Source organism: Roseovarius conchicola, assembly GCF_041403425.1.
Taxonomy (GTDB): Bacteria; Pseudomonadota; Alphaproteobacteria; order Rhodobacterales; family Rhodobacteraceae; genus Roseovarius; species Roseovarius conchicola.
Map to the genome: position 1 here is coordinate 744,752 of NZ_JBGEHK010000001.1, position 13,136 is coordinate 757,887.

12 protein-coding genes are annotated in these 13,136 nt (G+C 58.5%); 9 read left to right on the forward strand and 3 right to left on the reverse strand.

What is annotated here, in order from left to right:
* Positions 1-139: 139 nt before the first annotated feature.
* Positions 140-1,225 carry a PA0069 family radical SAM protein gene (locus V6N02_RS03520; protein ID WP_371224104.1) on the forward strand — a complete coding sequence of 362 codons (1,086 nt, stop codon included), beginning with the start codon at positions 140-142 and terminating at the stop codon, positions 1,223-1,225.
* Positions 1,226-1,237: 12 nt separating this feature from the next.
* Here the strand turns inward: V6N02_RS03520 and bmt are convergent, their stop codons facing one another.
* Both bmt and V6N02_RS03530 read right to left on the reverse strand, forming a co-directional pair.
* Entirely contained in the window at positions 1,238-2,248 is a 1,011-nt protein-coding gene (gene bmt / locus V6N02_RS03525) for a betaine--homocysteine S-methyltransferase (protein ID WP_371224105.1), read from the reverse strand.
* 258 nt (positions 2,249-2,506) lie between these two features.
* Positions 2,507-2,824, reverse strand: coding sequence for a DUF1476 domain-containing protein (locus tag V6N02_RS03530; protein WP_371224106.1), 318 nt, complete (start codon positions 2,822-2,824; stop codon positions 2,507-2,509).
* 159 nt (positions 2,825-2,983) lie between these two features.
* On the opposite strand from V6N02_RS03530, the gene purC reads away from it, so the two are divergent.
* The 7 genes from purC (at position 2,984) to V6N02_RS03565 (ending at position 11,956) form a co-directional block, all read left to right on the forward strand.
* Positions 2,984-3,745, forward strand: a complete 762-nt coding sequence (gene purC, locus V6N02_RS03535; protein WP_371224107.1) for a phosphoribosylaminoimidazolesuccinocarboxamide synthase — start codon at positions 2,984-2,986, stop codon at positions 3,743-3,745.
* A 22-nt stretch (positions 3,746-3,767) separates the two neighbouring features.
* Positions 3,768-4,007 (forward strand): phosphoribosylformylglycinamidine synthase subunit PurS, encoded by a 240-nt coding sequence (purS, locus tag V6N02_RS03540; protein WP_371224108.1) that lies wholly within the window; start codon positions 3,768-3,770, stop codon positions 4,005-4,007.
* Complete coding sequence (gene purQ, locus V6N02_RS03545; protein WP_371224109.1) at positions 4,007-4,675, forward strand: phosphoribosylformylglycinamidine synthase subunit PurQ; 669 nt, start codon at positions 4,007-4,009, stop codon at positions 4,673-4,675. Before purS ends, purQ begins: the two co-directional genes overlap by 1 nt.
* Before the next feature lie 87 nt (positions 4,676-4,762).
* Positions 4,763-6,523 (forward strand): sensor histidine kinase, encoded by a 1,761-nt coding sequence (locus V6N02_RS03550; RefSeq protein ID WP_371224110.1) that lies wholly within the window; start codon positions 4,763-4,765, stop codon positions 6,521-6,523.
* Positions 6,524-6,529: 6 nt separating this feature from the next.
* Positions 6,530-7,867, forward strand: a complete 1,338-nt coding sequence (locus tag V6N02_RS03555) for a sigma-54-dependent transcriptional regulator (protein ID WP_371224111.1) — start codon at positions 6,530-6,532, stop codon at positions 7,865-7,867.
* Positions 7,868-7,931: 64 nt separating this feature from the next.
* On the forward strand, positions 7,932-8,831 hold the full coding sequence (locus V6N02_RS03560) for a hypothetical protein (protein WP_371224112.1): 900 nt from the start codon (positions 7,932-7,934) through the stop codon (positions 8,829-8,831).
* A gap of 422 nt (positions 8,832-9,253) precedes the next feature.
* On the forward strand, positions 9,254-11,956 hold the full coding sequence (locus V6N02_RS03565) for an Rne/Rng family ribonuclease (protein ID WP_371224113.1): 2,703 nt from the start codon (positions 9,254-9,256) through the stop codon (positions 11,954-11,956).
* A gap of 65 nt (positions 11,957-12,021) precedes the next feature.
* Here the strand turns inward: V6N02_RS03565 and V6N02_RS03570 are convergent, their stop codons facing one another.
* Entirely contained in the window at positions 12,022-12,279 is a 258-nt protein-coding gene (locus V6N02_RS03570; RefSeq protein WP_371224114.1) for a sulfurtransferase TusA family protein, read from the reverse strand.
* 66 nt (positions 12,280-12,345) lie between these two features.
* On the opposite strand from V6N02_RS03570, the gene V6N02_RS03575 reads away from it, so the two are divergent.
* Entirely contained in the window at positions 12,346-13,098 is a 753-nt protein-coding gene (locus tag V6N02_RS03575) for a cytochrome c biogenesis CcdA family protein (RefSeq protein WP_371224115.1), read from the forward strand.
* Positions 13,099-13,136: the final 38 nt, after the last annotated feature.

Here is a 13,136-nt window from a genome sequence, read left to right on the forward strand (position 1 = left end):
GGCCGACTGTTCGGATTGCGACATTGACCGGGCCCGTACCGACTTATACTGCAGAAAAGTGGGATGTCAGCGTCAACTTATTCAACGTCTTGTTGAGCTTATTGCATTTGTTCCTGATTTGTTCCAAGCTGTGGGCTTCATGCCCGATCACAGTGTCAAACCCACCGTTAAACGCCCCGCCCGAGGCGCAGTCAGCAATCAGGTTGGCCGGTATGAACGCCATAGCGTCGGATATGACTCTGATGGGTGGGACATTCCCGAAGACGAGACTTACTTGCGTACACAGGTCAGCCTTGAGCGCCCACGCCGGATGATCAGTTACAACCGTTCACCTGACCTGCCGTTTGATCGTTCGATCAATCCTTATCGTGGCTGTGAGCATGGCTGCATCTACTGCTTCGCGCGTCCCACCCATGCGTGGCTGGGGATGTCGCCGGGGCTGGATTTTGAAACGCGTCTGGTGGCCCGGCCCGATGCGGCCCAGGTGTTGGCGAAGGAATTGCGCGCAGGCCGCTACAAGGTCAGCCCAATCGCGATTGGCACCAACACCGATCCCTATCAGCCGATTGAGAAAACACACATGATTACAAGGCACTGTCTTGAGACTTTGAGAGACTTTAAGCACCCGGTGGCGATCGTCACCAAAGGGACGTTGATCGAGCGTGATCTGGATCTCCTATCCGAGATGGCGGCTCAGGGATTGGTACGGGTCGGTATCTCGGTGACCACGCTGGACGATGGCTTGTGCCGTGCTCTGGAACCGCGCGCCCCATCGCCCGCCCGCCGACTTGCAACCATCACCAGGTTGGCCACGGCGGGCGTGCCGGTGCGCGTCATGACCTCACCCCTGATCCCGGGCTTCACCGATCACGAGCTTGAGGCGTTGTTGGCGGCCGGGGCACGGGCCGGGGCCACTGCAGCCAGCTGGATCATGCTGCGCTTGCCATTGGAAGTGTCGCCGCTGTTTCAGGATTGGTTGGCCGCCCATTATCCTGACCGTGTAAGTAAAGTCATGGGTCATGTCCGCGATATGCATGGCGGCAAGGAGTATGAGGCCAAATGGCACAAACGTATGCGCGGCACCGGGCCTTACGCCGAACTTGTCGCGCAACGCTTCCGAAAGGCAGCAAGACGGTTGGGATTAGATAAGCCACAACCGGAACTCAGATGCGATCTGTTTTGTCCGCCTCCACATAAAGGCGACCAGCTGAGACTGTTTGGTTAGAGCAATACGCCTTCAGCGGCGCCTGCGTGATCTGCGTTTCGGGGCCTCGGCACCTTCTTCGGTCCCATCCACAGCGGATGAAAATGCGCCCAAGGCCTGGGTGATCTGTTCCAGGGTGGGGCGATCTGTCTTGGGGCGGGTTTCAAGGGCTGTACGCATTTTCGACAAATGCTCGGGCATGGTGCCACAACACCCGCCGATGATCGTGGCGCCGGAATCGCGCGCCAGGCAGGCGTAGTCGGCCATCAGGTCGGGGGTGCCGTCATAGTGGATATGCCCATCGACGTATTTCGGAATTCCGGCATTGCCCTTGGCGACAATGGGGCGCTCGTTGCCCTGTGCCACAAAGCCCAGAACCGTGCGTAACAGATCAGATGCTCCAACCCCGCAATTCGCGCCATAGGCAATCGGCGGATTGTCCAGCTTTTCGACCATGGTCGACATATCCGCCGAGGTCAGGCCCATCATGGTGCGCCCGGCTGTGTCAAAGCTCATCGTGCCGCACCACGGCATGTCCGCCAGCGCGAATGCTTCGGCGGCGGCCTTGTATTCTTCAGGGGCCGAGATGGTTTCCAGCCACAGCACATCTGCGCCGCCTTCTTTCAGGCCCTCGGCCTGCTCATGAAAAATCTCGACCGCCAGTGAATGGGTCAACTCACCCATCGGGGCCATGATTTCGCCTGTCGGGCCGACAGACCCTGCAACGATGATGTCGCGGTCACGTTTGTCGGCGACGTCGCGGCCAATCTCGGCCGAAATGCGTGAGAGTTCCCGGGCACGTTTCTGCGCGCCGTGCAGCTTGAGCCGCGCGGCATTGCCGCCAAACGAGTTGGTCAGGAACAGATCGCTGCCCGCATCCACGGCCATGCTGTAGAGCAGGTTGATCTTGTCAGGATGTTCGTCATTCCACATCTCGGGCGCGTCGCCCGAGGAGAGTCCCATATTGAACAGGTTGGTGCCTGTCGCCCCATCGGCCAAGATCCAGTCCCGGGTGGTCATCATCTTGGAAAGCGCGTTGGTCATGGGAGGAGTCCTTTCGGGAAGCTCCTTCGTCTTTCATGTTTGCGCGGTCATCGCAAATGCATTTTTCTCATGATGTTGATGAGAGGAATTGATACTCGGTCGCGTGCGTGGATCAATGAGATTGATCAGGCAAATTCGTCGTCGCTACCGTTCACCTGCGTACTGCATTATCCCAGACTAACGCATTGAATTGGTGAAATGAAAAAGCGCGACACCGTTAGGGTGCCGCGCCTTCGCATCTCAGTGAGTGAGGCTTGGTTACTCGACTTCACTCATCACTTGCGCCTTGGCCTCGGCCATCAGCTCGGTCATTTTGTTGCGGATGGTGTCGGCATCGGCCAGATCACCCAAATCGCCTGCCACTTTGCGCACCACGTCCTCGTGACCGGCTTCTTCAAAATCAGCGATGATCACTTCCTTGGCATAGGCGTCGGCCTCGTCGCCGGATTTGCCCATCAGGTCCGCCGCCCAAAGACCCAACAGCTTGTTGCGGCGGGCTTCGGCCTTGAACTGCATCTCTTCGTCATGGGCGTATTTGTTTTCAAAGGCGGTTTCGCGGTCGTCAAAGGTGCTCATCGGCGGTTCCCCGGTGTCAGCGTTACTATCCTCTTTGATATGCAACTCTGTGTCGGCCTTCGCAAGACCCCTCGCGCCATCTTGCGACAATGCAGCCCATAGACTATGAGGGCGCTATGGCGGCGGGGATTGGGCCCCGGCCAAGCGACGGGGTCTCCATTGGCACGCGGCAAAAAGATTTACGAAGGCAAGGCGAAAACACTTTATGAGGGGCCCGAACCGGGCACCATCATACAGTATTTCAAGGATGACGCGACAGCGTTCAATGCCGAGAAGAAGGACGTGATCGAGGGCAAGGGCGTGTTGAACAACATGCTGTCCGAGTATTTCATGACCGGTTTGAACAATATCGGTGTGCCCACACATTTCCTGAAGCGTCTGAACATGCGTGAACAGTTGGTACGCTCCTGCGAGATCGTGCCACTGGAAGTGATCGTGCGCAATTTTGCCGCCGGCACCATGGCCAAGCGCCTAGGGATGGAAGAGGGCACGCAACTGCCGCGTCCCGTCGTGGAATACTGTCTGAAAGACGACTCGCTTGGTGACCCTCTGGTCACCGAGGAACATATCGCCGCCTTTGGCTGGGCCAGCCAGCAGGACATGGATGATATCCTCAGCCTCGCGCTGCGCGTGAATGATTTCATGGCCGGTATCATGTATGGCGTCGGCATCCGTCTGATCGATTTCAAGATCGAGATTGGCCGGGTCTATGATGGCGATTTCCAACGTCTGATCATCGCCGATGAGATCAGCCCCGACAGCTGCCGCCTTTGGGACATCGAAAGCGGCCAGAAGCTGGACAAGGACGTGTTCCGCCGCGATCTGGGCAGCCTGACGGATGCCTATACCGAAGTTGCGACCCGTCTGGGTGTGATGCCCAAGAATGCAACGCCGATGCAACGGCCGACATTGATCAACTGAGGCGCAAGACAGGATAAGCGACATGAAAGCACGCGTACACGTAATGCTGAAAAACGGGGTTCTTGATCCGCAGGGCGAGGCTGTGCGCCACGCGCTGGGTCAGCTGGGGTTTGACGGTGTCGAGGGCGTTCGCCAGGGCAAGGTGATCGAGCTGGACCTGACCGAAACAGATACCGCCAAAGCCGAGGCCGAAGTCAAAAAGATGTGTGAAAAGCTGCTCGCCAATACGGTGATCGAAAGCTACAGTGTGGAGTTGAGCTGATGCATGCGGCTGTCATCGTCTTTCCGGGCTCCAACTGTGATCGCGACATGGCTGTGGCGTTCGAGCGGGCAGGGGCCAAAGTGTCGATGGTCTGGCACAAGGACACCTCGCTGCCAGATGGGATTGATCTGATTGGCATTCCGGGCGGATTTTCGTTTGGCGATTATCTGCGCTGCGGGGCGATTGCCGCGAATTCACCAATTTGTCGGTCTGTGGTCTCGCACGCCGAAAAAGGCGGATATGTACTGGGCATCTGCAACGGCTTTCAGGTGCTGACAGAAACCGGCCTGTTGCCGGGGGTGTTACTGCGGAATGCCGGGTTGAAATACATCTGCAAGGCGATTGATCTGACCGTGACCACGGATAAAAGCGCCTATACTGCCGGGTACGAAGCCGGACAGACCATTACAATCCCGATCGCCCATCACGATGGCAATTACCACGCCGATGACGAGACGATCAAAGCCCTCAAAGCCGAAGATCGCATCGCATTCACTTATGCGGATAACCCCAATGGATCACAGGATAATATCGCTGGCATCCTGTCGCCCAATCGCCGGGTGATGGGCATGATGCCCCATCCCGAGCGTATGGCCGATCCGGCTCATGGTAATACCGAAGGCGCAGTACTTTTTGACAGCCTCGTCAAACATGTGGTGCATGCCTGACACCTTCAGGCGCGGGCAATCTGCCCCGAATGCGGTTCTGGAAAAGTTGTGATTCAAGTTTTCCCAAAAACGCTTTAGTCTGATCAGATGATCAAGCCGCCGCTGTCCAAACCAGTCAAACGGATGCGCACCACCGGGTGGCGCGCGCGGCTGGCGTTGTTGTTGCTGATTGGAATGGCGATTGCAGTGGTGTCGGTAACGAACCGGCTGCTGACAGACAGGTTCACTGAAAACACCCGCAACCGCGCCGAATTGCGGCTGGTGTTATACGGTGGCAACCTTCTGAGTGAGTTGCGCCAAAACGCGATTGTTCCGCAGCTTCTAGCGCGTGACCCGGCTTTGATCACCGCCCTGAACTCCGGCGATTTTGCTCAGTCGACTCAGCGGTTGATCTCGTTCCTGGATGAAATCGGGGCCAAGGCGCTGACCTTGCTGGACAATGATGGGCGCGCAGTGGCTTCCAGCGAGAGGAACATGCTGGGCGAAAATCACCGGCAGGCACCTTACTTTGTCGACGCAAGCCGTTCCAGTGAAACAATTTTTCATGTTCTCGAAGATGAAACCGGAATCTATCGGTTTTACTATTCCCGCCGCGTGCAAAGCCAGAGCCAACTGATCGGCGTGATCGTTGTCGAGGTGGACCTTCAAAAATACGAACGCGCCTGGGCCGGGATCTCGGACGCGGTTCTGGTCACCGACAGCGAAGGCCGGATCATTCTGGCGACCGAGCCACGCTGGCGCGGCCTGAGCGAGCAGGAGGCGTTGGCACGCGAACCAGTGGCCAGTGCGATCCAGCGCGCCATTCAAACCACGGCCGATTGGACCATGGTGCCAGCCGACGCCTATCTTGAAGGCGAGGCGGTGATGCGTGTCGAGGGGCGCGTGGCATTTCGAGGCTGGCGGATTGCCGGTTTCACCACTTATGCCTCGGTGCGCGAAAAGGTGAATGGTGTCCTCGCGCTGGAAATCATGGTCTTTGCGATTCTTCTGGCTTTGGCGTTTTATTTCCTGAACCGAAAGACCGCGTTTCGCATGGCGATGTTCCAACGGGAATCGGCAGAGCTTCGCGCATTGAACGCAAGGCTACAGCGGGAAATCGCCGAGCGCAGACGGGTGCAGGAGAACCTCGCCGTGGCCGAGCAGACGCTGGCGCAAAGCTCGAAACTGGCGGCCTTGGGCGAGATGTCGGCGGCGGTCAGCCACGAACTAAACCAACCGCTGGCGGCAATGAAAACCTATCTGGCGGGCGCGCGGCTATTGCTGAAACGCAATCGCCCGGACGAGGCAGTCAGTTCGTTCCAGAGGATCGACGATCTGATCGAACGCATGGGCGCGATCACCAAGCAGTTGAAGTCCTACGCACGACAGGGCGGGAACGAGTTTGAGCCTGTAAACATGGGCGATGCGCTGTCTTCGGCCTTGGCGATGATGGAACCGCAATTGCGCCAGCGCCAGGTTAAGATCACCCGCGCCATCCCGCAAGAGCCGGTGATGATCATGGGCGACAGGGTGCGCGTGGAACAGGTGATGATCAACCTGCTGCGTAACGCGTTGGATGCTACGCGCAATACCCAAGACGCTGAGGTCGACATTCTGTTGGCCAAGGGCGAAACCGCGATGCTGACCGTGCGTGACAATGGCCCCGGTATCGAGGATCTCGATAACCTGTTCGAGCCGTTTTACACCACCAAACAACCGGGCGACGGCGTTGGCTTGGGGCTTGCGATTTCGTCAGGCATCGTGAACGACTTGGGAGGCCGCTTGACTGCACGCAACGCGGCATCGGGGGGGGCTGTATTTGAGATGCAGCTACCCATATTACCAGAAGAGACACGTGCAGCGGAGTAAAGAGCCATGCCAAGTGCCATGAAAATCGCAATCGTCGATGACGAAAAGGACATGCGTCAGTCGATCAGCCAGTGGTTGGCCCTTTCGGGCTATGACACCGAGGCTTTTCCAAGTGCCGAAGACGCGCTGAAGGTTTTGGGCGCCGATTACCCCGGCATCGTGGTCACTGACATCAAGATGCCCGGTATGGACGGGATGCAGTTCCTCAAAAAGCTGATGGGCACCGACAGCAGTCTGCCGGTCATCATGATCACCGGCCACGGCGATGTGCCGATGGCGGTTGAAGCGATGCGCGTGGGCGCGTTCGATTTCCTTGAAAAGCCGTTCAATCCTGACCGGATGAACGAATTGGCCAAAAAGGCCACGGCCTCGCGCCGCATGACTTTGGACAGCCGCGCCTTGCGTCGTGAATTGTCCGAAGGCGGGCAATTGATGAAGAAACTCATCGGGTCCAGCCCGGTGATGGAACGTCTGAAGGAAGATATCCTCGATCTGGGGCAGGCCGATGGCCACGTCCTGATCGAAGGTGAAACCGGTACCGGCAAGACGCTGGTGGCGCACGCGTTGCATGCGGTTGGATCGCGCGCGGGTAAGAAATTCGTGTTGGTGTCCTGCGCGGGCTTTGAGGAAGATGCCATTATCAAGCGGCTTTTCGGCCCGATGCAGCCCGAAGACAGCCAGTTACCTGCTGTCGAAGAGGCGCGCGGTGGCACACTTGTGCTGGAAGATATCGAGGCGCTGAGCGATGCAGCGCAAGCTAAGCTTTTGAATTTCATCAATGAAGAGGGCACCCCGCCGGAAACGCGCATCGTCGCGATCTGCAACATGCAGGAACAGGACAAGACCTGCGAAGATGCGCTGCGCTCGGACCTGTTCTATCGCCTTGCCGCGTTGCGTATAATTGTCCCGCCGCTGCGACAGCGGGGCGAAGATATCCTGACCCTGTTCACCCGCTTTGGCGAAGAGTTTGCGGATGATTACGGCTGTGAGCCGCCGCAGGTCACCGCGCAGGAAGCGGCTCAGTTGCTGCAGGCCCCATGGCCGGGCAACGTACGCCAGCTACATAACGTGGCCGAACGCGCCGTGCTGCAGGAACGCCGCGGCAGCGGTACAATCGCCTCGCTTCTGATGTCGGATCATCAGGATATGCAGCCGGTGATGACCACCGAAGGCAAACCCCTGAAGGAATATGTTGAAGCTTTTGAGCGGATGTTGATCGACAACACCATGCGCCGCCACAAGGGGTCGATTGCCGCCGTTATGGAAGAATTGTGCCTGCCGCGTCGTACCCTGAACGAAAAGATGGCGAAATACGGTCTCCAGCGCACCGATTACCTCGGCTAAGCGCCCTTTCCGACAACCCGCCTTTGCGTTAGGCCGGGCCGGGAGGAAAGGTGGCGGGCAGGGGATGATGTTCAGAAATGTCACAGGGTTTGCTGTCGCGGTCATTTTGATGGCCGCGCAACCGGCATGGGCTGAACCCAGCTTCGACGGATTGGGGCAGGCTTTGGCGCTGTTTGCGTTGGTGTCGATCCTTTATCTGGCGTTGATCATCGCGCTCATCACCTTGGCGGTCACTCGCAAGAAGAGGGCATTCTGGATGCTGGCCGCCGCCGGGGTGGTGGTTGCCTTTGTCCTTCCGGCACTCGATAGCGCCTTGTTAGCGTGGCAGGAACGTCGTGTGGCGGGTGCCGAGATTCGCAAGCCGGCTCCTGATCTGCGGGACAAGCAGGTGCTTTTCATCAATCCCACGAGCGAATGTAGTCGCGGGTTGTGCGCAGCTTTGATGCTTCTGCGGGATGAAGCGCCGATGTGGGGCTTGACGCCCGAGGCGGTTGCCGGGCTTGATCTGGGCCAGCCGATTGACATGACCACAGCACCATTGCAGCGATATGTGGCGGAACCCGACGGTTTCAGAAGCTATTTCGCTCAACCCGCCCCGGCAGATGCCGTGCGGCCTGAATTTGATTATGTAATCATCGCGCAGCGGCCTTTCTTTCGCTCGCGTGCCGGGGCCGTCGAGGAGGCCTTACGACAGATGCCGTCCGGGACCTTGCTTGGGGATAAGCTGTTGCTCCAGGCGCTGGCCGCGCCTCTGATGGATCAAATGCTCGACCTCGGCGCGTTGGACCCGGACTATCTGACCTTTTACGTGCCCCGCAGCGCCTTTGCGCCACCGCTTTTCCCGGAAAACACCACCTATGGCACGTCACTCACTTACGAGTGGCGCGAGGATCGAAAGGATTGGTTCTGCGGCACTGAGGATTTAAGCGATGCTCAATATGAATGTCGTCGAGTGCTGGATTAATCACCCTATGGTTGAAACCGGAAAACGGGTCAGGGCAGATTACCCATTGTCATCCGAGGGCAATCGACATTAAGGTGAGCGTAAGGACGCCGGCGCAAAGCCGTTCACTTTGTCCTTGAGAGTTTCGCTGTATCAGACTTCGTGGATACCCTTCCAGACATCTGAACAGACCGATTGGGTCCCTTTGAAACGGGGCCGAACATACGACCTGAGCCCATCAGTGAGCGCAGGTTTTCGCAATGGCGTCACCAACGACGCTGGAGAAGAAGAACCGCGATGCAACGCGCGACACAGACATATGTCCGAGCAGAGGCCGCCCAGAGCGCGTCTCGTTACACGCGCGCCATCGCCCTCAATAGACACCACCCGCAAAGCACGGCCCCACCCGGGCCGCGGCGATTGCTGGCGTGCACACGGAAAACATGGCTAAGAAAATGCTTATCGATGCCACCCACGCGGAAGAGACCCGCGTTGTGGTGGTCGACGGAAACAAGGTTGAGGAATTTGACTTTGAATCCGAAAACAAACGGCAACTCGCCGGAAATATCTATCTTGCAAAAGTAACACGGGTTGAACCGTCGCTGCAGGCGGCGTTCGTGGATTATGGCGGCAATCGCCACGGGTTCCTGGCGTTCTCGGAAATCCACCCGGATTACTACCAGATCCCTGTCGCGGATCGCGAGGCGCTTCTGGAAGAAGAACGCGCCTACGTCGAGGCTCAGAAAGCCCGCGACGAGGAAGAGGAAAAGCCCAAGCGCCGCCGTCGCTCGCGTGGCAAGGCCAAGGCCGAGGCGACCAAGGCCGAGGACGCGGTTGTCGCGACGGATCCCGAAGACGAAAAAATCAACGGGATGGAGACGATTGATCTGGACGGTGAGGGCGATGCGGCCCCGGCGGATGATCTTGAAGGTCTCTCGCCGATGGAGACGGTTGCCGAAACGCCGGTCGAAGAAGGCGATGTTAGCGGTGACGATCACGCTACTGATGATACAGCATCTGAAGAGTCACCAGACGAAGCCGCGACCGAGGCACCTGACGACGACGACGACGATGATACGCCCAAGGCCAAAGCGGCCGACAAGGACGAGACCATCGAATCGGTGGCAGACGATGACGATGCCGAAGACATCCGTCCGCGCCGCAAACCGCGCCCGCGGCGCTACAAAATCCAGGAAGTTATCAAGGTTCGCCAGATCCTGTTGATCCAGGTTGTCAAGGAAGAGCGTGGCAATAAGGGTGCTGCCCTGACCACATATCTTTCGTTGGCAGGTCGCTATTGCGTGCTGATGCCCAACACTGCCCGTGGCGGTGGCATTTCACGTAAAATCACCAACGCACCCGACCGCAAGAAGCTGAAGGAAATCGCCAGCGAGATTGACGTGCCCCAAGGCGCGGGCCTGATCGTGCGCACCGCCGGGGCCAAGCGCACCAAATCAGAAATCAAACGCGACTATGAATACCTCCAACGCCTGTGGGAGCAAATTCGCGAGTTGACGTTGAAATCCATCGCGCCGGCGAAAATCTATGAAGAGGGCGACCTGATCAAACGCTCGATCCGCGATCTCTATAATCGCGATATCGACGAGGTTCTGGTGGAAGGCGAGCGCGGCTATCGCATCGCCAAGGACTTCATGAAAATGATCATGCCGTCCCATGCCAAGAACGTGAAGCAGTACAGCGAAAGCCTGTCGCTGTTTGCGCGCTTCCAGGTGGAAAGCTACCTGTCGGGGATGTTCAATCCCACGGTGCAGTTGAAATCGGGTGGTTACATCGTGATCGGTGTGACCGAGGCGCTGGTGGCGATCGACGTGAACTCTGGCCGGGCCACCAAGGAAGGTTCGATCGAGGACACGGCGACCAAGACCAACCTTGAGGCCGCCGAGGAAGTGGCGCGCCAATTGCGCCTGCGTGACCTTGCCGGTCTGATCGTGATCGACTTTATCGACATGGACGAGCGTAAGAACAACGCCGCTGTCGAGAAGCGTATGAAGGACAAGCTGAAAACCGACCGCGCCCGCATTCAAGTGGGTCGGATCAGTGGCTTTGGTCTGATGGAGATGAGCCGTCAACGTCTGCGTCCCGGTATGATCGAAGCCACGACGCAGCCATGCCCGGCTTGCCACGGCACTGGTCTGATCCGCTCGGACGACAACATGGCGCTGAGTATTTTGCGCCAGATCGAGGAAGAGGGTACACGCCGTCGCTCGCGCGAAGTGCTGGTCAAGGCACCGGTGGCGATTGCCAACTACCTGATGAACCAGAAACGCGAACATGTGGCCCAGATCGAAAGCCGCTACGGCTTGTCCGTTCGGATCGAAGGCGATCCGATGCTGGTCAGCCCGGATTTCGCCATGGAGAAGTTCAAGACCGCCACACGGGTCGTGCCCGAAGCCTCTGCTGCCGTGGTGTCCGTCGACAGTTCGCTCATGGACGAAGTGGACGAGGACGAAGCCGCAACCGAAGCACAGCAGGACACCCGTCCCGAAGCCAGTGAAGAGGAAGGTCAGCCCAAGAAGCGCCGCCGCCGTCGTCGTCGCCGCTCGAAAAACCGTCGTGACGGTGAAGAGGGCGCAGCGCCGGGCGATGCGTCTGCAAATGCGGAAAACGGCGAAGGTGCATCGACCGAGGCCGCATCTGCGGATGGGGATGCCGATGACGCCAAGCCAGAGACCGAAGCCGAGGCAGAGGCTGAGGCCAAGCTTAAACCGAAGCGCACACGCAGCCGCCGCAAACCGGCCAAAGCTGCGGATGAGGCAAAGGCAGACGCAGCTCCGGCAGAGGATGCGCCGGTTTCCGAACCTGTGACCGAGGATGCCGTGGCCGCGGAAAAACCGAAAGCCACACGCAAGCGGCGGACCACCAAGAAAGACAAAGAGGCAGCGGAAGCTGCCGCCGCTGCCGAGGGCGACGCCCCCGAGGCAGAGGCCCCTGCGCCGGAAGAAAAGCCCAAGCGCAAGCGCGCTCCGCGCAAGAAGGCAGAGCCTGCCGCAGAAGCCGCGCCTGCGCCGGAACCAGTGATGGCCGAGGCAGCACCTGACCCGGCGCCAGCTGTGGTCGAAACGACAGCAGTCGAACCGGACCCGGATAAACCCAAGCGTAAGGGGTGGTGGTCACTGGGCCGCTGAGCATCTTGCAAAACAGAAACCGCGCCCTGATAGGCGCGGTTTTTCTTTGGGCGTTTAGCAAAAGGCTAGCTGATTTTCTGAACGCGGTAGACCTGATGCCCGTCTGCTTCGGTCACTGAAATCAGTTCATGACCCGCCTCGGAACAAAAATGTGGCACGTCGATCACGGCTGCTGGGTCATCCGCCCACAGATCGACACATGCGCCCGCCGCAACCGGTTTTAACCGTTTGCGCAGCTTCAGAACGGGCAGGGGGCATAACAGGCCCCGGGCATCGATGATCTCAGATTCTTCCATACCTGCGACATAATCTTGATGTTTCATGCTGTCCACGAGGTTGTGACCTTCTGCGCCCGTGACCTTGGGATCGGAACAGACTAAGTGTGGCGTATGTTTGGAATCGAAATCATAGACGCCGCCCTTTTGCCTGCCATGTTGGTGGCGCTTGCTGCTGGCGTGATCTCGTTTCTCAGCCCCTGCGTGCTGCCCATCGTACCGCCTTACCTGGCCTATATGAGTGGCGTGACCGTTTCGGATCTGTCGACTGACACATCAGCGCGCAATCGGGCGATTGTGCCTGCGTTGTTCTTTGTTATGGGCCTGTCCACGGTCTTCCTGCTGCTTGGCTTTGCCGCCTCCGCCGCGGGGATCATGTTCTTGCAGTATCAGGATTGGTTCAACACGATTGCTGGCGTGATCGTTATGATTTTCGGGGCGCATTTCATTGGCATATACCGGATCGGCTTTCTGGATCGCGAGGCTCGTCTGGATGCCGGTGATCGGGGCGGATCATCGTTCGGTGCCTATGTGCTGGGTCTGGCCTTTGCCTTCGGTTGGACGCCCTGTATCGGTCCGCAGCTGGGCGCAATCCTGTCTCTCGCCGCATCAGAGGCTTCCGTGACGCGCGGCACAACCTTGCTGGCGGTCTATGCCATCGGGCTTGGTGTGCCTTTCCTGCTTGTTGCGGCCTTCCTTCCACGCCTTGGCGGGCTCATGGCGTGGATGAAACGCCATATGGAGCAGATCGAACGCGTGATGGGTCTGTTGCTCTGGACCATTGGGCTGTTGATGCTGACGGGTGGTTTCTCGGCCTTTTCCTTCTGGCTGCTCGAGATGTTCCCGGCCATGGCCAATATCGGATAGGTCTTACTCTTGCCAATTTCCTGCGCTACCCTGCGCGC

Coding starts and splice junctions, on each gene's coding strand:
- purS (WP_371224108.1), top strand. CDS start 3,768: ATGAAAGCACGCGTACACGTAATGCTGAAAAACGGGGTTCTTGATCCG.
- V6N02_RS03550 (WP_371224110.1), top strand. CDS start 4,763: ATGATCAAGCCGCCGCTGTCCAAACCAGTCAAACGGATGCGCACCACC.
- V6N02_RS03570 (WP_371224114.1), bottom strand. CDS start 12,279: ATGAAACATCAAGATTATGTCGCAGGTATGGAAGAATCTGAGATCATC.
- V6N02_RS03565 (WP_371224113.1), top strand. CDS start 9,254: ATGGCTAAGAAAATGCTTATCGATGCCACCCACGCGGAAGAGACCCGC.
- V6N02_RS03560 (WP_371224112.1), top strand. CDS start 7,932: ATGATGTTCAGAAATGTCACAGGGTTTGCTGTCGCGGTCATTTTGATG.
- V6N02_RS03575 (WP_371224115.1), top strand. CDS start 12,346: ATGTTTGGAATCGAAATCATAGACGCCGCCCTTTTGCCTGCCATGTTG.
- V6N02_RS03520 (WP_371224104.1), top strand. CDS start 140: ATGCCCGATCACAGTGTCAAACCCACCGTTAAACGCCCCGCCCGAGGC.
- V6N02_RS03530 (WP_371224106.1), bottom strand. CDS start 2,824: ATGAGCACCTTTGACGACCGCGAAACCGCCTTTGAAAACAAATACGCC.
- purQ (WP_371224109.1), top strand. CDS start 4,007: ATGCATGCGGCTGTCATCGTCTTTCCGGGCTCCAACTGTGATCGCGAC.
- V6N02_RS03555 (WP_371224111.1), top strand. CDS start 6,530: ATGCCAAGTGCCATGAAAATCGCAATCGTCGATGACGAAAAGGACATG.
- bmt (WP_371224105.1), bottom strand. CDS start 2,248: ATGACCAACGCGCTTTCCAAGATGATGACCACCCGGGACTGGATCTTG.